The organism is Streptomyces sp. LZ34, assembly GCF_053890475.1.
Genome location: NZ_CM132680.1, coordinates 5,586,612 through 5,606,497, shown reverse-complemented (window position 1 = coordinate 5,606,497; position 19,886 = coordinate 5,586,612). Strand labels below are relative to the sequence as shown.

Annotated in this window: 21 protein-coding genes and 2 pseudogenes; 12 read left to right on the top strand and 11 right to left on the bottom strand. The window is 70.7% G+C overall.

Going from position 1 to position 19,886, the window contains the following annotated elements; all coding sequences use genetic code 11:
- Positions 1–29 precede the first annotated feature (29 nt).
- Complete coding sequence (locus tag ACWY4P_RS22310; RefSeq protein ID WP_456212312.1) at positions 30–1,772, top strand: N-acyl-D-amino-acid deacylase family protein; 1,743 nt, start codon at positions 30–32, stop codon at positions 1,770–1,772.
- A 4-nt stretch (positions 1,773–1,776) separates the two neighbouring features.
- The gene (locus tag ACWY4P_RS22305; protein ID WP_456212311.1) at positions 1,777–2,550 is read left to right on the top strand and encodes an SDR family oxidoreductase; all 774 of its coding nucleotides are present in this window, start codon (positions 1,777–1,779) and stop codon (positions 2,548–2,550) included.
- Positions 2,551–2,553: 3 nt separating this feature from the next.
- On the opposite strand, the gene ACWY4P_RS22300 is transcribed toward ACWY4P_RS22305, so the two are convergent.
- A complete protein-coding gene (locus ACWY4P_RS22300; RefSeq protein WP_456212310.1) occupies positions 2,554–4,089 on the bottom strand; it encodes a CehA/McbA family metallohydrolase in 1,536 nt (511 codons plus the stop codon).
- Between the two features lie 152 nt (positions 4,090–4,241).
- Between ACWY4P_RS22300 and ACWY4P_RS22295 the strand changes: the two genes are divergently transcribed.
- Positions 4,242–5,093, top strand: a complete 852-nt coding sequence (locus ACWY4P_RS22295) for a TIGR03619 family F420-dependent LLM class oxidoreductase (protein ID WP_456212309.1) — start codon at positions 4,242–4,244, stop codon at positions 5,091–5,093.
- A gap of 186 nt (positions 5,094–5,279) precedes the next feature.
- Entirely contained in the window at positions 5,280–7,883 is a 2,604-nt protein-coding gene (locus ACWY4P_RS22290) for a bifunctional FO biosynthesis protein CofGH (protein ID WP_456212308.1), read from the top strand.
- 33 nt (positions 7,884–7,916) lie between these two features.
- Here the strand turns inward: ACWY4P_RS22290 and ACWY4P_RS22285 are convergent, their stop codons facing one another.
- A complete protein-coding gene (locus ACWY4P_RS22285) occupies positions 7,917–8,732 on the bottom strand; it encodes an NAD(P)H-binding protein (protein ID WP_456212307.1) in 816 nt (271 codons plus the stop codon).
- 121 nt (positions 8,733–8,853) lie between these two features.
- Entirely contained in the window at positions 8,854–9,018 is a 165-nt protein-coding gene (locus tag ACWY4P_RS22280; protein ID WP_456212306.1) for a hypothetical protein, read from the bottom strand.
- A gap of 62 nt (positions 9,019–9,080) precedes the next feature.
- Here ACWY4P_RS22280 and ACWY4P_RS22275 point away from each other — a divergent pair, with 62 nt between their 5' ends.
- The gene (locus tag ACWY4P_RS22275; RefSeq protein WP_456212305.1) at positions 9,081–10,301 is read left to right on the top strand and encodes an RNA-guided endonuclease InsQ/TnpB family protein; all 1,221 of its coding nucleotides are present in this window, start codon (positions 9,081–9,083) and stop codon (positions 10,299–10,301) included.
- A 63-nt stretch (positions 10,302–10,364) separates the two neighbouring features.
- Positions 10,365–10,781: a winged helix-turn-helix transcriptional regulator gene (locus tag ACWY4P_RS22270; RefSeq protein WP_456213018.1), complete on the top strand. Its 417-nt coding sequence runs from the start codon at positions 10,365–10,367 to the stop codon at positions 10,779–10,781.
- A gap of 335 nt (positions 10,782–11,116) precedes the next feature.
- Here ACWY4P_RS22270 and ACWY4P_RS22265 read toward each other — a convergent pair whose 3' ends face one another.
- The 5 genes and pseudogenes from ACWY4P_RS22265 to ACWY4P_RS22245 all read right to left on the bottom strand — a co-directional run.
- Complete coding sequence (locus tag ACWY4P_RS22265) at positions 11,117–11,317, bottom strand: SCO3870 family protein (protein WP_456212304.1); 201 nt, start codon at positions 11,315–11,317, stop codon at positions 11,117–11,119.
- A gap of 279 nt (positions 11,318–11,596) precedes the next feature.
- The gene (locus tag ACWY4P_RS22260) at positions 11,597–12,325 is read right to left on the bottom strand and encodes a type 1 glutamine amidotransferase (RefSeq protein WP_456212303.1); all 729 of its coding nucleotides are present in this window, start codon (positions 12,323–12,325) and stop codon (positions 11,597–11,599) included.
- Entirely contained in the window at positions 12,322–12,531 is a 210-nt protein-coding gene (locus tag ACWY4P_RS22255; protein ID WP_456212302.1) for a hypothetical protein, read from the bottom strand. The genes ACWY4P_RS22260 and ACWY4P_RS22255 overlap by 4 nt, the downstream gene beginning before the upstream one ends.
- Positions 12,532–12,638: 107 nt before the next feature.
- Positions 12,639–13,049 (bottom strand): Imm10 family immunity protein, encoded by a 411-nt coding sequence (locus tag ACWY4P_RS22250; protein WP_456212301.1) that lies wholly within the window; start codon positions 13,047–13,049, stop codon positions 12,639–12,641.
- Positions 13,050–13,148: 99 nt separating this feature from the next.
- Positions 13,149–13,490, bottom strand: a pseudogene (locus ACWY4P_RS22245) (transposase); the annotation flags it as partial.
- Positions 13,491–13,693: 203 nt separating this feature from the next.
- Here ACWY4P_RS22245 and ACWY4P_RS22240 point away from each other — a divergent pair.
- The 3 genes and pseudogenes from ACWY4P_RS22240 to ACWY4P_RS22230 all read left to right on the top strand — a co-directional run.
- On the top strand, positions 13,694–14,161 hold the full coding sequence (locus ACWY4P_RS22240; RefSeq protein WP_456212300.1) for a GNAT family N-acetyltransferase: 468 nt from the start codon (positions 13,694–13,696) through the stop codon (positions 14,159–14,161).
- 151 nt (positions 14,162–14,312) lie between these two features.
- Positions 14,313–14,684, top strand: a complete 372-nt coding sequence (locus tag ACWY4P_RS22235) for a hypothetical protein (protein ID WP_456212299.1) — start codon at positions 14,313–14,315, stop codon at positions 14,682–14,684.
- A 95-nt stretch (positions 14,685–14,779) separates the two neighbouring features.
- Positions 14,780–14,984 (top strand): annotated as a pseudogene (locus ACWY4P_RS22230) (hypothetical protein); the annotation flags it as partial.
- Positions 14,985–14,992: 8 nt separating this feature from the next.
- Here ACWY4P_RS22230 and ACWY4P_RS22225 read toward each other — a convergent pair.
- Positions 14,993–15,886 (bottom strand): Vgb family protein, encoded by an 894-nt coding sequence (locus ACWY4P_RS22225; RefSeq protein ID WP_456212298.1) that lies wholly within the window; start codon positions 15,884–15,886, stop codon positions 14,993–14,995.
- Positions 15,887–15,946: 60 nt separating this feature from the next.
- On the bottom strand, positions 15,947–16,597 hold the full coding sequence (locus ACWY4P_RS22220; protein ID WP_456212297.1) for a TetR/AcrR family transcriptional regulator: 651 nt from the start codon (positions 16,595–16,597) through the stop codon (positions 15,947–15,949).
- A gap of 107 nt (positions 16,598–16,704) precedes the next feature.
- Here ACWY4P_RS22220 and mca point away from each other — a divergent pair, with 107 nt between their 5' ends.
- Together mca and ACWY4P_RS22210 are read left to right on the top strand one after the other, a co-directional pair.
- Positions 16,705–17,631 carry a mycothiol conjugate amidase Mca gene (gene mca, locus ACWY4P_RS22215; RefSeq protein WP_456212296.1) on the top strand — a complete coding sequence of 309 codons (927 nt, stop codon included), beginning with the start codon at positions 16,705–16,707 and terminating at the stop codon, positions 17,629–17,631.
- Positions 17,628–17,936, top strand: coding sequence for a VOC family protein (locus ACWY4P_RS22210; protein ID WP_456212295.1), 309 nt, complete (start codon positions 17,628–17,630; stop codon positions 17,934–17,936). The genes mca and ACWY4P_RS22210 overlap by 4 nt, the downstream gene beginning before the upstream one ends.
- Positions 17,937–18,195: 259 nt before the next feature.
- Here the strand turns inward: ACWY4P_RS22210 and ACWY4P_RS22205 are convergent, their stop codons facing one another.
- Positions 18,196–18,744: a hypothetical protein gene (locus tag ACWY4P_RS22205; protein ID WP_456212294.1), complete on the bottom strand. Its 549-nt coding sequence runs from the start codon at positions 18,742–18,744 to the stop codon at positions 18,196–18,198.
- A gap of 165 nt (positions 18,745–18,909) precedes the next feature.
- Between ACWY4P_RS22205 and ACWY4P_RS22200 the strand changes: the two genes are divergently transcribed.
- The gene (locus tag ACWY4P_RS22200) at positions 18,910–19,806 is read left to right on the top strand and encodes an NAD(P)-dependent oxidoreductase (RefSeq protein ID WP_456212293.1); all 897 of its coding nucleotides are present in this window, start codon (positions 18,910–18,912) and stop codon (positions 19,804–19,806) included.
- Positions 19,807–19,886 lie beyond the last annotated feature (80 nt).

The following is a 19,886-nucleotide window of genomic DNA, read 5'->3' as shown; positions in this document are numbered from 1 at the left end:
GCAGAACTGAGCGTGAAGGGAGAACCACCGTGCTCGACCACCTCATACGCGCGGCGACGGTCGTGGACGGCACCGGCGCGCCCTCGTACGTCGCCGACGTCGGCCTGCGGGACGGGCGCATCGCGGTCATCGCCGAGCCCGGCACCGTGACGGAACAGGCCCGGAGCGTCGAGGACGCGGCCGGGCTGGTGCTCGCGCCCGGTTTCGTCGACCCGCATACGCACTACGACGCGCAGCTGTTCTGGGACCCGTACGCCACCCCCTCGCTGAACCACGGCGTGACCACCGTCGCGGGCGGCAACTGCGGGTTCACCCTCGCGCCGCTCAACCCGGAGCGCCCCGAGGACGCCGACTACACCCGGCGGATGATGAGCAAGGTCGAGGGCATGTCGCTGGTGGCGCTCGAGGAGGGGGCGCCGTGGAACTGGCACACCTTCGGCGAGTACCTGGACGCGCTGGACGGGCGGATCGCGGTCAACGCGGGATTCATGGTGGGGCACTGCGCGCTGCGCCGCCATGTGATGGGCCCCGACGCGATCGGCGGGCAGCCCACGGCCGGGCAGATGGACGAGATGCTGCGGCTGCTCCACGCGGCCATGGACGCCGGGGCCTGGGGTCTTTCCACCACCCAGTCCTCCACCCACTCGGACGGCGACCGCAAGCCGGTGGCCTCCCGCCACGCCCGGCCCGAGGAGCTGATCGCGCTGTCGCGGGCGGTGGGCGAACACGAGGGGACGCAGATCGAGGCGATCGTCGCGGGCTGTCTGGACCGGTTCTCGGACGACGAGATCGACCTGTTCGTGGAGATGACCACGGTCGCCGGGCGGCCGCTCAACTGGAACGTCCTCACGATCGACGCGGCCGTGCCGGAGCGGGTGCCGCGGCAGCTGGAGGCGAGCGAGCGGGCCCGCAAGGCGGGCGGCCGGATCGTCGCGCTGACCATGCCGATCCTCACCCCCATGAACATGTCGCTGGGCACCTTCTGCGCGCTCAACCTCATCCCCGGGTGGGGCGACATCCTCGGGCTGCCCGTGCCGGAGCGGATCCCCAAGCTCCGCGACCCCGCCGTGCGGGAGGAGATGCTGCGCCGCGCGCACAGCCCCGAGGCCGGGGTCTTCCGGCGGCTGGCCAACTTCGAGCGGTACGTCATCGGCGACACCTACTCCCCGGCCAACGCCGGGCTGACCGGGCGCGTCGTACGGGACATCGCCGCCGAGCGCGGGACGGACGCCTTCGGCTGCCTGGTGGAGATCTGCGCCGCCGACGAGCTCCGTACGGTGCTGTGGCCGATGCCGACCGACAACGACCCGGCGAGCTGGGAGCTGCGTCGGCAGACCTGGGAGCATGAGGATGTGCTGCTCGGCGGCTCGGACGCGGGGGCCCACCTGGACCGGATGTGCGGGGCGCCGTACACCACCCGCTTCCTGGGGGACTGCCTGCGCGGGCGGCGGCTGGTCGGCCTGGAGCGGGCGGTGCGGATGCTCACCGACGACCCGGCCCGGCTGTTCGGCCTGCGGGAGCGCGGCCGGGTGGCCGAGGGCTACCACGCGGACCTGGTGCTCTTCGACCCCGAGCGGATCGACGCGGGCCAGGCGAAGCTGGTGCACGACCTGCCGGGGGACAGCCCGCGGCTGGACTCGCGGGCGATCGGCATCGTGAGCGTGCGGGTGGGCGGCGTGGAGACGATCCGGGACGACCAGGTCACGGGCGCGCTCCCGGGCACGGTGCTGCGGTCGGGGCGCGACACGAGGACGGTGAGCACGAGGGGCTGAGCCGATGGGACGCGAGCCGATGGGACGCGTAGCCCTGGTGACGGGCGCCTCGCGCGGTATCGGCCTCGCCGTGGCGGAGGCGCTGGCGGCGGACGGGGCGGCGGTGTGCGTGACGGCGCGGGGCGCGGACGCCCTGGCGGAAGCCGTACGCCGCCTCGGCCCGCGCGCCATCGGCTGCCCGGGAGACGTGGCGGACCCGGCCCACCTCGAGGAGGCCGTGTCCCGCACCCTGGCGGAGTTCGGCCGCCTCGACATCCTGGTCAACAACGCCGCCACCAACGCCCCGTTCGGCCCGCTGATGGCCGCGGATCCGCTCGCCTGGCGCACGGCCTTCACGGTCAACGTGGAGGCGCCGCTGCGACTGGTCCAGGCCGCCTGGCGGGGATGGATGCGGGAGCACGGCGGCGCGGTCGTCAACATCTGTACCGAGGGCACGCACGATGTCGGCCCGGGCGTCGGCGCCTACGGCACGACGAAAACCGCCCTCCTCCGCCTCACCCGGCAACTCGCCGCCGAACTCGCCCCTTCCGTCCGCGTCAACGCCGTCTCCCCGGGGCTGGTCCGCACGGAGATGGCCCGCTTCGTCTGGGAGCCCGACGAACCCACCCTCGCGGCCACCCTCCCCCTGGCCCGCATCGGCGAACCGGAGGACGTGGCGCGAGCGGTCCGCTGGCTGGTCTCGGCCGAGGCGTCCTGGATCACCGGCACGGACCTCGTCGTGGACGGCGGTCGCCGCGTCCGCGCGGCGTACCGCCCACGGCCGGTGCCCCCGGCATAGAAGTTATCGCTCGCCCAGCCAGATCGGATTCGTCAGCGCCGCCATCAGGCCCGGTATCCCGGACGCGCCGCCGTCCGCCGGGGCGTGGCGCACCTCGGCCCGTACATACGCCGCGTAGGACGCCGTCGTACGCCATTCGGCGGTGGCCGACCCGGAGTCGGGGACCGCCGTGCCGTACAGCTGGCCCTGGTCGGTGATGAGCCGGATCGTGCAGCCCGGGCCGACGCCGGAGACCTTCAGCCGGACCGTCACCTCGTCCTGCCGGCCGACCTTCAGCCGCTCGCCGATGCCCGCGTGCTGCCCGCGGCCGCCGACCGCCTCGAAGGAGAGGCCGATCGCCGACGACTCCGCGATCCAGCAGCGCCCGGCCCGTATGCCGTCCTGAATCGCCGTGCGCGACAGGTCGTCGGCGAGCACCACCGTCTGCGGCAGTCCGACGACCTGCGGCTCGCGGTGCGCGTCGCTGTGGCCCACGGCCGGGAGCCAGCGGCCGTCGCCGCGGGCGGCGGCCACCAGGGTGTTGTCCCACTCCTGGACCGTGACCTCGTCGTCCGGGGTGAAGTCCGCGTTCCACACCTCGACCGCGTCCGCGTCGTTGAACCCGAACTTCCAGTTGCAGCCGACGCAGGTGCCATGCGGGTGGGCAGGGATGACCAGGCCGCCCGCCTGCCGGATCTTACGGGCGTACTTCCCGAAGGCGTTGTCCCGGGCGCGGTAGCGCCAGTCGATGAAGACACCCGGGTCGGTGCCGAGGGCCACCACATGGCCATTGCGCGTGGTGACCTCCTCGCCGGTGAGAATCAGCAGGTCATCGCCCCACAACCCCTCCCACGCCGGGTGCGAGGAGGTGGTGTTGTGCTCGGTGGTCGTGATGAAGTCGAGCCCGGCGGCCCGGGCGGCCGCGGCCACCTCGGCCGGGGTGCGCTTGCCGTCCGAGTGGACGGTGTGCAGATGGGAGTCGCCGCGGTACCAGGCCCGGCCGCGCCCCTTGGCCCGCTGCGGCGGGTAAACCGGCTTCGGCGTCTCGCCCGGCTCGCCGAACCGCAGCGTGACGGTGACCTTGTAGTCCAGCCCCTGCGGAGCGACCGTGTACGGGCCGAGCACGACATGCCAGGTGCCCGCCTTGACCGGGCCCGCCAGATACCCGGGCGTCGCCTGCTCCGCGCTGATCGCGAACTCGGTGCGGGCGCCGCCCGACCAGCCACGGAAGCCGCGCCCGCCCAGGTCCGTGCCGCGCTCGTCGAAGATGCCGATGTCGCAGGCGTTTCCCTGGGTGCCGGCCGGGACCGTCGGCTTGTCGTAGGAGTACGAGACGGCGATCTCGCGCACTCCGCGCGGAATCTCCACCGGCAGATAGACGAAGTCGGGTGAACCGGTGGGCAGATGGCCCGTGACCGTCTTCGTCTCCTCGCCGCCGGACCCGCCGTCGCGCTCGCCGCCGTCGCGCTCCTCCGCATGGGCGAAGGTCACCGGATCGAGTGTCAGCGCGCCCGCCGCGCCCGCAAGGGCGGAGAGTCTGAGTACCTCGCGTCGTTGCATGAGTGCCCCCTGTGGCCGTCGTGCCGTCCGTCGCCAGCGCTCACACCGTTGTACGCGGGAGTGACACCCACGGAAAGGCCTGTGGATAACTCGATGGCCGTGAGGGAACATACGCGCAGCCACATCCGGCCGACGCGGAGGTGCAGCCCGCCATGCGGATCGCGACCACCATCTTCCTCACGGACGAGACCGTACGCCCCACCCGGCTCGCCTGTGAGCTGGAGCGGCGCGGCTTCGCCGGGCTCTACCTGCCCGAGCACACCCACATCCCCGTCAGCCGGGACACCCCCGCCCCGATGGGCGAGCCGCTGCCGCGTCAGTACGGTCGCACGCTCGACCCGTTCGTGGCCCTCGGCCAGGCCGCCGCGGTCACCGAGCGGCTCGCCCTGGGCACCGGCATCACGCTGGTGACGCAGCACGACCCCATCGCGCTCGCCAAGCGGGTCGCCACCCTCGACTTCCTCTCCGGCGGCCGGTTCACCTTCGGCATCGGCTTCGGCTGGAACGTGGAGGAGGCGGCCGACCACGGCGTCGACTGGCGCAGCCGGCGGCAGCTCGTACGGGACCGGATGGCGCTGATGCGCGCGCTGTGGGCCGAGGAGCCGACGGCCTACAGCGGCGCGTACGGCTCGGTGCGCGCCAGCTTCGCGCACCCCAAGCCGCTGCGGGCGCGTTCGGGCGCCGGTTCCTCGCCCGGGCCGCGCACGCTGATCGGCGGCGCGGCCGGGCCCCTGCTCTTCCAGCACATCGCCGACTACGCGGACGGCTGGCTGCCGATCGGCGGCCGTGGCCTGACCGAGGCCCTTCCGGCGCTGCGCAGGGTGTGGGAGGAGGCGGGCCGGGACCCGGCGGCGCTGGAGGTGGTGCCGCACGCGGTGCTCCCGTCGCCCGGCAAGCTCGCGCACTATGCCGACCTGGGGATCGAGGAGGTCGTGGTGCAGCTCCCGGCGGGCGGGGAGGGGGAGGTCCTGCGGACGCTCGACGCGTACGCGCGGTACCTGTGACGGCCGGTACCTGTGACGGCCAGTACCTGTGTCGGCATGCGGGGGCCGGCCGGGGCGGGACCGGGGCCGCGTTCCCGTACCCCTGTCCGTATTCCCGCCCGCGCGCCCGAACCGCCGTGAGGAGACCCACAACACCGCAGGCCCGGGCGGTCTGGCGGTGTCGGATCCCCCTCGTATGCTCGGAGAATGACCACGAGCGCGCAGGGATCCGAGCCGTCCGCCCAGACTGCCCCCACCCCCACCGCGATGCGCCGCGCGCTCAAACGGGCCCGCGACGGCGTGGCGCTGGACACTGCCGAGGCGGCCGTGCTGCTCCAGGCGCGCGGGGCGGACCTCGCGGATCTGACGGCCTCCGCCGCCCGGGTCCGCGATGCCGGCCTGGAGGCCGCGGGCCGCCCCGGGGTCATCACGTACTCGCGCAGCGTCTTCATCCCGCTGACCCGCCTGTGCCGGGACAAGTGCCACTACTGCACCTTCGCCACCGTCCCCGGCAAGCTGCGCCGCGCCGGCCACGGGATGTTCATGTCCCCCGACGAGGTCCTCGCCATCGCCCGGCGCGGGGCCGAACTGGGCTGCAAGGAAGCGCTCATCACCCTCGGGGACCGCCCCGAGGACCGCTGGCCCGAGGCCCGCGAGTGGCTGGAGGCCGAGGGCTACGACGACACCATCGCGTACGTACGGGCCATCTCGATCCGCATCCTGGAGGAGACCGGGCTGCTGCCCCACCTCAACCCCGGCGCCATGACCTGGACGGACTTCCAGCGGCTCAAGCCCGTCGCCCCTTCCATGGGGATGATGCTGGAGACCACCGCCGAGCGGCTGTGGAGCGAGCCCGGCGGCCCGCACTACGGCTCACCGGACAAGGAGCCCGCCGTACGGCTGCGCGTCCTGGAGGACGCCGGGCGCAGCTCCGTCCCCTTCACCAGCGGGCTGCTGATCGGGATCGGGGAGACCTACGAGGAGCGCGCGGACTCGCTGTTCGCGCTCCGCCGCGTCGCGCGCGCCTACCACGGCATCCAGGAAGTCATCATCCAGAACTTCCGCGCCAAGCCCGACACGGCCATGCGCGGCATGCCGGACGCGGAGCTGGACGACCTCGTCGCCACCGTCGCCGTCGCCCGCCACATCCTCGGCCCCGCCGCCTGCGTCCAGGCGCCGCCGAACCTGGTCGAGGGGGAGTACACGCGGCTCATCGGCGCCGGCATCGACGACTGGGGCGGCGTCTCCCCGCTCACCATCGACCACGTCAACCCCGAGCGCCCCTGGCCGCAGGTGGACGAGCTCGCCGAGCACTCGGCCGCCGCCGGCTTCCGGCTGCGCGAACGGCTCGCGGTGTACCCCGAGTTCGTACAGCGCGGCGAGCCCTGGCTCGACCCCCGGCTGCTGCCCCACGTCAGCGCCCTGGCCGACCCGGCGACCGGCCTGGCCCGCGAGGACGCGAGGCCGGCCGGCCTGCCCTGGCAGGAGCCCGACGAGGGCTTCACCGCCGCCGGCCGCACCGACCTCCACCGCACTATCGACACCGAGGGCCGCACCGGCGACCGCCGCGACGACTTCGACGAGGTGTACGGCGACTGGGAGGCGCTGCGCGAGGCGGCGGCGCCCGGCATGGTCCCGTCCCGTATCGAGGCGGACGTCCGCGCCGCCCTGTCCGTCGCCGCCGACGACCCCACCCGGCTCACCGACCCCGAGGCGCTGGCCCTCCTCCACGCCGACGGCCCGGCGCTGGACGCGCTGTGCCGCATCGCCGACGACCTGCGCCGCGCCACGGTCGGCGACGACGTCACGTACATCGTCACCCGCAACATCAACTTCACCAACGTCTGCTACACCGGCTGCCGCTTCTGCGCCTTCGCCCAGCGCCGCACCGACGCCGACGCCTACACCCTCTCGCTGTCCCAGGTGGCCGACCGCGCCGAGCAGGCCTGGGACGTCGGCGCGGTCGAGGTGTGCATGCAGGGCGGCATCCACCCGGACCTGCCCGGAACCGCCTACTTCGACATCGCGCGCGCTGTGAAGGAGCGCGTGCCGGGCATGCACGTCCACGCCTTCTCCCCGATGGAGGTCGTCAACGGCGCGACGCGCACCGGACTGTCCATCCGCGAGTGGCTGACCGCCGCGCGCGAGGCCGGTCTCGACACGATCCCCGGCACCGCCGCCGAGATCCTCGACGACGAGGTGCGCTGGATCCTCACCAAGGGCAAGCTGCCCACCGCCACCTGGGTCGAGGTCATCAAGACCGCTCACGAGCTGGGCATCCGCTCCTCCTCCACGATGATGTACGGCCATGTCGACCAGCCCCGCCACTGGCTGGGCCACCTGCGTCTGCTCGCCGGGATCCAGCAGGAGACGGGCGGCTTCACGGAGTTCGTCACCCTCCCCTTCATCCACACCAACGCCCCCGTCTACCTCGCCGGCATCGCCCGCCCCGGCCCCACCGCCCGCGACAACCGCGCCGTCACCGCCATGGCCCGGCTGCTGCTCCACCCGCACATCCCCAACATCCAGACCAGCTGGGTGAAGCTGGGCGCGGAGGGCGCGGCCGAGATGCTCCGCTCCGGCGCCAACGACCTGGGCGGCACCCTGATGGAGGAGACCATCTCCCGCATGGCGGGCTCCTCCTACGGCTCCTACCGCTCCATCCAGGACCTCATCGCCATCGCCGAATCCGCGGGCCGCCCGGCCCGCCCCCGCACCACCACCTACGGCCAGGTCCCGGCCGACCGCCAGGCGACGGCCCTGGCCTCGGACGGACACCTGCCGGAGCTGCTGCCGGTGCTCGACAACTGAGTCGCCGACGGTCGACCAGGTCCACCATGCCGTTCAGCCGCGACCCGGGCGCGTGGCGGCCGCGGCAGCGACAGCGAGGGCGAGTGGGTCACGCGCGGGGTGGTCGAGGAGGTCCTGAAGGTCAGGGCTGGTGTTGTCGAGGAAGCCGTGGCGGACGCCGGTCGCGGTCGAAGCGAGCATGGGTGGCTGGAAGGGCGACAACCCTGGGGTGTCGAGGAGCCTGCGTCGGTACTCGCCCAGTTCGACGGTGCGGTGGGCCACTCCAAGACGGTCAGCCACAGCGGGGGCCGTGATCGGTGCGCCGACGAGCTCGTAGACTCGCTCGGTGTGCCGCTCCGGATTCCCGGCGACGATGGCTGCCACGTCGGCCAGGTCCTCACGAGCCACGGCGGACAGCGCTCCCTCAGCGAACGCCGACTCCACGGCATCGCCGTTCCACATCAAGAGGGCGCCGAAGAGTTCGGCGTACAGGCCATTGCGCAGGATCGTCCACCTCAGGCCGCTGTCCCTGACGAGCCGTTCGGTCGCGCGGTGCGCCAGCGCGAACCCGAGGTGGTCGCCGGCGCCGGTCAGGCTTGTGTAGATCACGTGCTGGACCCCATCGCGCGCGGCGGCATCGATGACGGCCGCATGTCGGCGGATCACCTGATCGTCCTCCGCGTAGCCGGCCGAGACCAGCACCAGGGTTGAGACACCTGTCAGGTCGAGGCTGGACGGATCGTCGAAGTCGAGGATCCGTGTTCCATCGCTGGGCGTGCGGCTTCCGCCGATCGCCTCCACACCGCGGGAACGCAGCGCCGCGAGAGTGAGTGAGCCGAGGTTTCCGTTCGCACCGGTCACCAAGATCATGTGGGTCGAAGTCTCCTTCGTGGTTCTCTTCGGTAACTACGATCGGATCCTGACCCGCCCGCCCATCGGTCACAAGAAGGCAGTTCGATGTCACCGGGATTCCCGGAGGATGCCCCGGCCTTCAGGCCGGGGAGGAATCCGGTTTCTCGCGTAGCGGGGCAGGAGAAGCCGGATCGCCGCCGGGCGATCCGGCGTCCGCCTGGGGAGCGGCGAGGGGCGACCTCCAGGAGGTATGGAGCGTCTCGGAGTTGAGGGACCGCCGGTCCGCAGCAGCTTGGGCGGTCACCCGTTCGAGTAGGTCTGCCGGAATACGGAGTGAGAACCGAACGATGACGCTACGTTGACGGTATGACGACGCTAAGTGAAGCGAACGAGGCCGGGCATGCCCGGTACACGTACCGGCTTCGCGTGTCGTCGACCGCCCGTACGGCGCTGCTGGCGGAGTGGGACCGGTGCCGGTGGATCTGGAACGAATGCGTGGCCAAGTCCAGGGCCACCCACCTGCACAACAAGACCACGGGTGGGAAGCGGACCTGTGGCCCGGCGCAGCTCGACAGGATGCTGACCGAGGCGCGGGGGCGTACGCCGTGGCTGCGTGAGGGCTCCTGTGTTCCGCAGCAGCAGTTGATCCGGGACTTCGGCAGGTCCCGTGCCAAGGCGCAGAAGGACGTTCGGGAACGTCTGCCTCAGCGGCAGCGGGCGGGTATGCCGAGGTGGAAGAAGAAGCGTGAAGCCTTGCCGACGCTGAACTACACCCGGCGTGGGTTCCGGCTGAAGGACGGTCGTCTGCACCTGGCGGGCGGGATCGTGCTGACGGTGGTGTGGTCGCGGGACCTGCCCGCCGAACCGTCCTCGGTGCGTGTGTACCAGGACAGTGTCGGGCACTGGTACTGCTCGTTCGTGGTCCCCGCCGAGGTGCGGCCGCTGCCGGAGACCGGCCGGGTGTTGGGCGTGGACTGGGGCGTGAGGGAGACCGCGACCACCACCTCGGACGCCCACGACCTCCCGCACGCCCAGCATGGCCGCAAGGCCCAGGCCAGGCTGACCCGGTACGACCGGATGATGGCCCGCCGCAGACCGAAGAAGGGGCACGCCGCCTCGAAGGGCTACCGCGAGGCGAAGAAGTGGCGGGCGAAGACCTACGCGAAGATCGCCCGGCAGCGGCAGGACACCGGCCGCAAGTGGGCGAAGAAAGTCGTGACCGACCACGACGCCATCGCCGTCGAGGACTTCAAGCCGAAGTTCCTCGCCAAGTCCTCGATGGCGCGCAAGGCGGCGGACGCCGCGATCGGCGCCACGAAGAAGGCCCTGATCGAGATGGGCCGCAAGCACGGGCGGGACATCCGCCTCGTGCATCCCGCGCACACCACCATGGACTGCGCATCGTGCGGAGCGAGAACCAAGCACGCACTCCCGCTGTCCGAGCGCACCTACACCTGCACCGCATGCGGAGCCGTCTCCCCCAGAGACAAGAACTCCGCCCGCGTGATGCTCGTCCGGGCAGGTCTGAACCCGGCTGGTGCCGAGGGCGCAAGACCTCCGGGAGCGCTGCTCCCGGAGGCAGCCTGAGCCAGGAATCCCCGCTCAGCCCTGAAGGAAGGAATCCCCTCCCTTCAGGGAGGGGAGCAGTCAATCACGCACACCGGTGTAACCCCTGCGCCCGCAGAGCTGAGCCCTTGCGGGCAGAAGGACCACCCCGACTGCGGCATCCGTGATGTGTTGGACCGAGTCGGCGACAAGTGGTCGGTTCTCGTGATCGTTGAACTCGCCGGCGGGCCACGGCGCTTCCGAGAACTGCAACGCGCGATCGACGGCATCTCGCAGCGCATGCTGACACTCACGGTGCGACGACTGGAACGTGACGGGCTCGTCCTCCGCACCGTGTACCCCACGGTTCCCGCCAAAGTCGACTACCGCCTCACCGACACCGGCGCGAGCCTGACACACCTCGTCAGGACACTCGCCGAATGGTCCCTGGACCACCGAGACGTCATCACCGAAGCGCGACGCCAGTACGACCAAACACATCCTGATCACGAGGCGCGTTGAAAATGGCGTGTGCTGGAAAGCAGTGTGCTCGGGAATCGAGCCATTCCTCTTGGCCAGCCGGGGAGACGCGGCCGCTGTCCGACGGGACAGCCATGCCGTGCAACACGCTCCACAGACAGGCGCGGCAGACGGCGCGCAGGGCCTGCCCCGGCTCGGGGGCGGCCTGCCGCGCGGCGCAGGTGGGCGGCGAGTTCGCTGAAGCCGTCGATGGCGACGGCGCTCACGATGGCGTTTTTGCCGTGGAAGTCGGACTACTTAGTGATTACGGATCGACACGCGCTACAGGGCCACGAAGAGCCGTACGGGCGTCAGCCTGGCGCTTGTCCGGGAAGAACTCAGTTCGAGTGCGGCCGACCGTCTCGGACCCACGTCACCACAACCAGAGCTGCGGTGACGTACATCAGGACGCTGAAGGTGGCTACGGATTCGACGTACTGCTCGTAGCCGTCTGCGCGCAGCTGAAGCGCGAAGGAACCAAGTGCAGTCCCAAGCGCCGCGGTAACGGCGGCCATGGCGACGAACGGGGCCTTCGTCATTGGTGCTTCCTCCAAACCACGAGACGATTGATCAAGGCCGAGCCTGCATGCATTGCGATGTCACTGCCGGAAGCGGTTGCGGACGGTCGACCAAGCACACAAACTCCACTCCGCATCCGGGCCAAGAACGCGAACACACTCCCCGCCGGAATCAACTCCCGGCACGTCTCCCACACATCCGGCCCGACCGGCTCCCCGGCCCACTCACCCTGCATGCCAACAACACTGGCCCCGACGCAACCGCGTCGGGGCCAGAACCGCAACATTTTCAGTGATCTTCTAGTTGGTGGAAGGGGCGCGCACGGCGGCGGCGAAGTTGGCCGCCAGCCGACGCGCGGCGTCCGTCGACTCGGGCTCGGCCGCCTGCGCCTCGGCACGCAGGGCGGCCAGGTCCAGCCCCTTCTCGGCCAGGGCCGCCTCGTCCCAGCCGTCGAGCCGGTCCGCTCCGGCCTCGGGGTGGAACTGGACGCCCCAGGCACACTCCCCGACGCGGAAGGCCTGCACGGCGCATGCGTCGCTCTGCGCCAGGTGAGCCGAGCCGGGCGGAATCCGCGTGATCTGGTCGCGGTGATTCTGAATGGCGCGAAACCGCCGCGGCACCCCCGCCAGCAGCCGATCCCCTGCCGCCTCCCCGCGCAGCTCGACGGCGCACGAGCCACGCTCCGGCTGCCCGTACGAACCCTCCACCGCGCCGCCCTCCGCCAGCGCCAACACCTGGGCGCCCAGGCAGATCCCGAGCAGCGGGACCCCCTCGGCCACGGCCCGGCGCGTGAGGTCGCGCTGAGCCGGCAGCCATGGCGCGTGCGCGTCGTCGTCCGGCAGGAACCCGCCCCCGAGCAGCACCACGGCGTCGTACCCGGCCGGACGGTCAGGCGCCTCGGAACCCGCCAGCTCCACCACGGTCAGCCCCTCGTCGCGCAACCACGGCAGCAGCCGACCCGGCCCGCTGCCCTCGGAGTTGCGGACGATCAGCACGCGAGGCGCCCGGGACGCGTCCGGTGTCTTCACGGCCGGTCCTCGTCCTCGGAATCCGTATCGACCGGCCCGCCTTCGGCCCGCGCCAGCCCATCGGCCTCCGCGTCCAGCCGCCGCCGCTCCTCCTCACCGAGGAAGGGCAGCAGCGCCCCGCAGTCCCGGCAGGCCCGTGCGAAACCGGCATGGAACGTCGGCCGGGCCTTGAACGCCCCTGGGCGGGGGAACTTCAGGCGGAGCATTTTTTGCATCGAATCGGACGAGGTGAGCTCCCCGACCGGACTGAGCCGCCCGGACCCGCATATCCCGCAACGCATGGCGGGAACGATACGCCTGCCCGCCGACCCGTTCAGATGGCGACGCGCGCGGGCAGCGCGTCCGGGCGCCCGTAGGCCAACACCCGCCGCAGGGCCTCCAGGAACCGAGCGGTGTCCTCGGCCGGCGCGTCGAGCGTCGCCTCGATCTCCGCGTCCGCCAGACCCAGCGCGTCCAGCGCCGACGGCTCCAGACAGACCCGGAGAACCTTGCCCTCCAGCACCGCCTCCCGTACGCACCCGTACGCCGTGCCCTGGTCGGCCGTGACCACGCAGTGAGTGTCCAGCCCCAGGGCCACGTCCTGCTCGTCCGGCTCCTCGTAGCCGCACATGAACAACAGGACGAAGCCGGAGCCGTCCGCGCCCTCCGCGATCCCGGCCTCCACGTACGCGCCCTCGGCGTCCAGCTCCCCCTCGGCGGCGCGGGCCATGAATCGATACGTCATGGCGGACTTCTACCAGCGCGCCCAGGCCGAGCCCACCCTCAGGCCCTGCCCTCCAGCCGGGCTCGGCGCAGAGCGGCGATCTCGGCGAGCGGGTCCCGCTGCGCGGTCGATCCTGCCTGCCGTGCGGGTGTATTGACGCTGGGTACCCACCGTGGACGTGCCTTTCTTCACGTCCCCGGTCTCATCGATCACCAGCACCGAGCTTTCGGTGCCGAGCCGCTCGGTGACGAACTCCCGCAGGTCGTCGCGCACCCCGTCGTGGTCCCAGCGCGCACGGGACAGCAGGTGTTGGAAGGCGTCAGGGCTGGCATATCCGGCGTGCTCGGCCAGGGTCCAGCAGTTCACCCGGGGCAGCTCGGCGATCAGGGCCCGGACCAGCGCGCCGGCATGCCGCCGCGGCTCCACCCGCCTGAACCTGCCGGCTATCCGTCCTGCGAGCAGGGCGAACCCGGCCTCGCAGGCGACGAGGTCTAAACTCGGCGGCGCGGCCACCACTACCACATCAGTCTTCACACACCGATGATCAGCGGTGGCCGTTTCGTCTCTTCAGCCACCCCAGTCACACACGTCACGATGAAGAGGGGGACGAGGTAACCGGGTCGGGAACGACACCGCGCCTCTGACTATCGATGCCAGAACTTCAGTTGATCCGTCTCGACCACGCGCCGGCCCTGCTTGAGTTCGAGCGGCAGAACCGCGCCTACTTCGCGGCGTCAGTGCCGGACCGGGGCGAGGAGTTCTTCGCCGAGTTCGACGCACGGTTCGCGCAGCTGCTTGAGTGGCAGGCCGCCGGGACGGATTACCTCCATGTGCTGGTGACCGAGGGTGGCGAGGTGGTGGGTCGGGTGAACCTGATCGAAGCGGCGGACGGATCGGCGGAGCTCGGGTACCGGATCGCGCAGAAGGCCGCCGGGCAGGGATTGGCCACCGCAGCGGTGCGTGAGGTGCGCGAACTCGCGGCCGCACAGTACGGACTCACCAGGCTGCACGCCAAGGCCACGATGGACAATCCAGCCTCGCACAAGGTCCTTGAACGCAATGGGTTCGTCGCCGTCAGCGAACTGACGCTCAACGAAAAGCCGGCCATGTCCTACATCTGCGAGCTCTGCTGACGCGACGCACTCATCGCATGACACCGTGCCAGATCATGATCTACGACTGGAGTACCAGCCCGCAGTCCTGACATCGCTTGGGGGCGCCAGGGACCCGCGTCATTCGTCCACGACCTCCCGGGACAGAGCGACCAGCGGGCAAGATGGCCTCATGACAAAACTGTCCGTACGGTCGGTCCGTCGCGCCTCCTCTGGTTCAGTGCTGTCGTTGTGGTCACAGGACTCTGTGTTGTCGATCGGCTCAGTAGGATCGGTGCTGTCCGTGGGGTCCGTCGGTTCGGCCTTGTCGGTCGGCTCGATCGGAAGTGCCCTGTCGGTCGGCTCGATTGGTTCCTCCCTGTCGCTGATCTCAACCGGATCGTGGCTGAGTACAGGATCGTTGTTTTCCGCGCAGTCGCGGTGGTCGGTGCTGTCCTGGCGTTCCTCTCGCGGTTTCCTGGCCGCGGGAGCGGTAGGGGCAGCGACCGGAGGCGCCCTGCTATTGGCCCAGATGCTGCAGAAGGCCGAAACCGGCACCGAATAATCCTGGCTCCAGCTTCACCCACTGCGCATTCGGCAGATCGCGCCTCCCCGTGAAGTGGATCTTGACACATCAAGATTCCACTTCTGAAACGCACCTGGTTCGCCCAAATGGTGCTCGATCACGGCGGCCGGATTGAATTCGTTGTGCCCGACACGGAGTACCGCGACGGCCTGCCGGAGGAACACCACGCTCTTTACGCCCGCCCGGGGGTACGGTGGCACGGCCGATGTCGTGGGCTACGCCGAGCGTACGGGCGTTCCCGTGCGGGTGGTCTGGCCGGACGGAGCCAGGCGGGATTGACCCCGACGCTACGGCGCCACCCGCGCGACCGCTCCCGTCTCAAGGGCCACCCAGAGCGCACCGTCGGGACCCACGGTGATGCCGTGCGGTTCGGACGACGGGGACGGCAGGTCGTATGCGGCGATCTCGCCGGTCGCGGTGATGTGGCCGATACGGTTGGCTCCCCATTCGGTGAACCAGCAATTTCCGGCAGCGGCCGCGACAATGGCGTGGGGTTTGGCCGTGCGGTCGGGGAGCGGGAACTCCTCGATTCCGCCGTCCACCGAGATTCTGCCGATCTGACCTGCCGCGATCTCGACGAACCACAAGGCGGTGCCGTCACTGGTGATGCCCACGGGGGCGGCGCCGGGGGTGGGCAGCGGGTAAAGGGTGGTGTCGCCGTCGAGGGTGATGCGGCCGATCGCGTTCGCCTGGTTGAGCGTGAACCAGAGGGCTCCATCGGGGCCCGCAGCGATCGCGGAGGGAAACGCGCCCTCAACGGGAAGGACGAATTCGGTGATCTCTCCCGTGCCGGTGGCGCGGCCGATTCGGTCGGTGTTCATTTGCGTGAACCACATCGCGCCGTCCGGGCCGACTGTGATGCCGAAGGGGCCGCTGTCGGGCGTGGGCACGCGGAAGGTTTCGGTGTCGCCGTCGACCGTGATGCGGCCGATGCGGTGATCCTGGGACCGGGTGAACCACAGCGCCCCGTCGGGCCCGGGGGTGATGATCATAGGGCGGCACGTGGGCGAGTCCAGGGGATGCTCGGTGAGTTCGCCGTCGACGGTGAGGCGCGCGATGCGACCGCTGTGGACGAGGGTGATCCATAGGGCGCCGTCCGGGCCGGCCGCGATGCCGTAAGGGCCGGCCGCCTTGTCCGTCACGGGAATCTCCGTGATGGCCGGGGTCTCAGAATGCCGCACAGCATCTCCTTTCACGGCCTCGCACCCTGCCTGCGTCAGGCGATGGACGCAACTGTTTTCTCAGCGCACCGCGTAGTCGGCCAGGGACGCCTCCAGCAGGCCGAAGACCTGGTGGGCCGAGCGGGTCGCGGAGGCGGCGATCTGCTGGTTGTCGCGGCCCGCCAGGGTGAGGTCCAGGACGTGCTGGAAGAGGGTGCGGTGGGCGGCGGTGAGGAGGGCGGCCGCGGCCCTGGGAGTGATGTCGTCGGAGGCGGAGGCGGAGGCGGAGGCGGAGGCGGAGACGGTGTCGGTGGCGAGGGCGTGGGCGAGGGCGTCCTCGCGCCGGTCGTGCAGTTCGCGCAGCCGGGCGGTCAGGGTGGGGCTGTCGGCGATCATCCGGGCAAAGCCTGGGCCGGAGAAGCCGATCACGGCGTCGTGGCGCCCGACGGCGGCCAGGTACTCGCGGCGCAGGGCGGCCAGCGCGGATTCGCCTTCCGGGCGGCCCGCGACGGTGTGGGCCAGGGCGGCGGTGAAGGGCTCGTGGTAGTCGAGGGCGAGGTCTTCCTTGCGCGGGAAGTAGTTGGTGACGGTCATCTTCGCCACGTGGGCGGCTGTCGCGATCTCGGCGATGGTCACTGCCTCGAAGCCGCGCTCCATGAACAGTCGCGTCGCGGTGTCGGAGATCGCCTGGCGCGTCTGCCGCTTCTTCAGCTCACGCAGTCCTGCTGTCATGACCCCATCTTCACATAGGTCCAGCATAAAAATGTGGTTGCCCTATTTCTAGGTCGGGCCTACGTTTGTGCTCGCAAGCGGCAGCTACACCTCAACAGGAGGCTGATATGACCCTGCGTCTGATGGCCGTGCACGCCCACCCCGACGACGAGTCGAGCAAGGGCGCGGCCACGCTGGCCAAGTACGCCGCCGAGGGCGTGGAGGTGCTGGTGGTCACCTGTACCGGCGGGGAGCGCGGCGATGTGCTCAACCCCGCCATGGACCGGCCGGGCGTACGGGAGAACCTCGCGGAGGTACGGCGCGCCGAGATGGCCGAGGCCCGCCGGATCCTGGGGGTGCGGCAGCGCTTTCTGGGGTTCGTCGACTCCGGGCTACCGGGGCCCGGCGAGCCGCTGCCCGACGGCTGCTTCGCGCTGCGGCCGCTGGAGGAGGCGGCCGGGCGGCTGGTGGCGCTGATCCGGGAGTTCCGCCCGCAGGTGGTCGTCACGTACGACGAGACCGGCGGCTATCCGCACCCGGACCACATCAGGACCCACGAGGTGACCGTGGCCGCCTTCGACGCGGCCGGGGACGCCGACCGCCACCCCGAGGCGGGCGAGCCCTGGCGGCCGCTCAAGCTCTACTACCAGGGCGGGTTGTCACGGCCGTGGTTCCAGGCCCTGCACGACGCCATGACCGCGCGCGGTATCGACTCGGGCATGCGGGCCGTGCTGGACGGACTGCCCGAGGCCGGGCTGGAGATCACCACGCGCGTTCCCTGCGCGGAGTACTTCGCGACCAGGGACCGGGCACTGCTCGCGCACGCCACCCAGATCGACCCGAACGGCGGGTTCATGCTCCACGACCGCGACGTCGAGCGGCAGGTCTGGCCCACCGAGGACTACCACCTGGCCAGCTCCCGCGTCGAGGTCACTCTCCCCGAGGACGACCTGTTCACCGGCCTGCGCCCCGAGTCGCTGGAGGCGCCGGCCGCCGGGGCCGGGGTGGCGGGCTCCCGAACGACCAAGACGGCTAAGGAGACACGACACCGATGACCGCCCGACTCGGTGCGCTGAACGAGTTCTGCTGGATGGACCTCAAGACCCGTGACCTGCCCGGCACCGCGGCCTTCTTCTCGGCCGTGCTGGGCTGGCAGTTCGCCGTGGACGAGGACGACTGGCGCCGGGCCGTCAAGACAGCCGTCGACGGGCACCGGATCGGCGGCGTGAGCGACCTGGCGAATCCGGTCTACCCGCCCGACACCCCCGCGCACATCGCCTATTACCTGGCGATCGGCGACATCGGCCGTGGCACCGAAGCGGCGACGGCGAACGGGGCGAGCCTGGTCGTCCCGCCCTGACTTCTACCGCGAGGTGACGGGCGCGCCGCTCGCCTGCGCCGACTTCGTCACCGGCCACCGGCCACCGGCCCGCCGGGGCCGCGCCGCGGTGGGAACTCGTGGTCGGCGTCGATGATCTGGACGGCGTCGCCGCCCGCGTACGCGACCATGGCCGGGGTCACGTCACCCGGTCCCGGTACGGAGCGGCCGATCGGCCTGTTCTGCGGGTGAGCGGCCCAGAGGGGCTGACGTTCCAGGTTCGCCCCCTGGAGCGGTGAGGTTACTCCTCGAAATCCTGGTGGCCGTACGCAGCGAGACGGTCCCCGGGGGTCAGCATCACGGCTTCGTCGTCCGGCCCCACGACCTTGCCGATGAGCGCGGGCACCTGGATGCGGTCCCAGTCGACCGAGACCTTGACCGTATCGCCGAGGTCGTCCGCGAACATCCGCTTGGCGAGGTCGTCCTCGTCGTCCTCGTCTTCTTCGTCCTCGACCTCGTCGTCTTCGTCTTCGTCGTCTTCCTCGTCATCTCGGAAGTCGTAGCCGACCGGTTCGCCCGGGCCCGTGAAGGTGATGTCCGGATAGCCCTCGATCGAGATGGTGATGAAGGGGTGGAGGTCGATCGACTCCGCCGGTTCGCCCTGCTGGTAGACGTCCAGCGTCAGACGTGCGCCGTACCAGCACAGCAGGTACAGGTTGGTCCCTTCGGTGAGTTCCGACGCCAGCTCGCGCCTCACCTCGTCCAGGGTGGCGCTGATGAAATGGGCGTCCTTGCGGGCTCCGCCCGGGGCCACGCCGAAGGCCAGATCGTAGAAGCTCGTGTCGAACATGCGGGCCAACGTAGCGGGCGGCGGCGTTCTCGCATACCTGCGGGTAAGTGCGCACCTTTTTGTGCGTACTTGAGTCCGGCCCCGGCAGATAACAGGATCGATGAGAGCCCAGCGCGCGCAGGGGATTTGGCACGGACTCGCAAGCAAGAAATAGGTGGTGCTGTCATGGCAGGCGAAAACCGAGTACCGGTGACGGTGATCGGGCTGGGCGCGATGGGTCAGGCACTGGCCGGGGCATTCCTGGCGGCAGGTCATCCCACGACCGTGTGGAACCGCTCCGCGCACAAGGCCGACGCCCTCGTCGCGCGTGGCGCGGTGCGGGCGCGGACGCCCGGCGAGGCGGTGCAGGCCGGTGATCTCGTGGTCGTGTGCGTCGTGGACTACGAGGTGAGCCGGGCGATCCTCGGGCCGCTGAGCGCGGAACTGGCGGGCCGGGTGCTGGTCAACCTCACCTCGGACACCCCCGAGCGGTCCCGTGAGGCCGCCGCGTGGGCGGCGGAGCACGGCATCGACTACCTCGACGGGGCGATCATGGTGCCGACCCCGGTCATCGGCTCGCCGCAGGCCCTGCTTCTCTACAGCGGTTCGCGGACCGCGTTCGACACACATGAGGCGACGCTGAGGGCGCTGGGCGGAAACAACCGGTATCTCGGCGCGGACCACGGGGTCGCGCCGCTGTACGACCTCGCCCTGCTCAATGTCTTCTATTCCAGCATGGCCGCCATGGTCCATTCCCTTGCCCTGGTGGGCGCGGACAAGGTCACGGCCAAGGAATTCCTGCCGTACATCAAGGAATTCCTCGCCCTTCTTCCCGCGATGGCGGACCAGGTCGCGGATGGCATCGACAACCGCGATTATCCGGGGGATCTGGGCAATCTGGCGATGGAGGCGGCGGGCGTCGACCACATCCTGGAGGCGAGCGCGGCCCGGGGCCTGGACTCCGGCCCGCTCGCGGCCGTCCACGCCCTGATGGAGCGCGCGATCGCCGACGGCCGTGGTGGCGACGGGTTCGCGAGCATCATCGAGGACATCAGGAAGCCGGGCGCCCAGAGTCGCGCCTGACCACGCACACACGGCACGCACACATACGGCCAGAGGAGGCCGGGTCCGGAAGTCCGGGCCCGGCCTCTTCCGCGTGCCCC

What these genes read in the sequence shown, in the direction of transcription:
- ACWY4P_RS22210 (WP_456212295.1), top strand. Translation starts at nt 17,628, where the DNA reads ATGACCGCCCGACTCGGTGCGCTGAACGAGTTCTGCTGGATGGACCTC.
- ACWY4P_RS22235 (WP_456212299.1), top strand. Translation starts at nt 14,313, where the DNA reads ATGACAAAACTGTCCGTACGGTCGGTCCGTCGCGCCTCCTCTGGTTCA.
- mca (WP_456212296.1), top strand. Translation starts at nt 16,705, where the DNA reads ATGACCCTGCGTCTGATGGCCGTGCACGCCCACCCCGACGACGAGTCG.
- ACWY4P_RS22290 (WP_456212308.1), top strand. Translation starts at nt 5,280, where the DNA reads ATGACCACGAGCGCGCAGGGATCCGAGCCGTCCGCCCAGACTGCCCCC.
- ACWY4P_RS22265 (WP_456212304.1), bottom strand. Translation starts at nt 11,317, where the DNA reads ATGACGAAGGCCCCGTTCGTCGCCATGGCCGCCGTTACCGCGGCGCTT.
- ACWY4P_RS22295 (WP_456212309.1), top strand. Translation starts at nt 4,242, where the DNA reads ATGCGGATCGCGACCACCATCTTCCTCACGGACGAGACCGTACGCCCC.
- ACWY4P_RS22305 (WP_456212311.1), top strand. Translation starts at nt 1,777, where the DNA reads ATGGGACGCGAGCCGATGGGACGCGTAGCCCTGGTGACGGGCGCCTCG.
- ACWY4P_RS22220 (WP_456212297.1), bottom strand. Translation starts at nt 16,597, where the DNA reads ATGACAGCAGGACTGCGTGAGCTGAAGAAGCGGCAGACGCGCCAGGCG.
- ACWY4P_RS22285 (WP_456212307.1), bottom strand. Translation starts at nt 8,732, where the DNA reads ATGATCTTGGTGACCGGTGCGAACGGAAACCTCGGCTCACTCACTCTC.
- ACWY4P_RS22200 (WP_456212293.1), top strand. Translation starts at nt 18,910, where the DNA reads ATGGCAGGCGAAAACCGAGTACCGGTGACGGTGATCGGGCTGGGCGCG.
- ACWY4P_RS22205 (WP_456212294.1), bottom strand. Translation starts at nt 18,744, where the DNA reads ATGTTCGACACGAGCTTCTACGATCTGGCCTTCGGCGTGGCCCCGGGC.
- ACWY4P_RS22255 (WP_456212302.1), bottom strand. Translation starts at nt 12,531, where the DNA reads ATGCTCCGCCTGAAGTTCCCCCGCCCAGGGGCGTTCAAGGCCCGGCCG.
- ACWY4P_RS22300 (WP_456212310.1), bottom strand. Translation starts at nt 4,089, where the DNA reads ATGCAACGACGCGAGGTACTCAGACTCTCCGCCCTTGCGGGCGCGGCG.
- ACWY4P_RS22250 (WP_456212301.1), bottom strand. Translation starts at nt 13,049, where the DNA reads ATGACGTATCGATTCATGGCCCGCGCCGCCGAGGGGGAGCTGGACGCC.
- ACWY4P_RS22275 (WP_456212305.1), top strand. Translation starts at nt 9,081, where the DNA reads ATGACGACGCTAAGTGAAGCGAACGAGGCCGGGCATGCCCGGTACACG.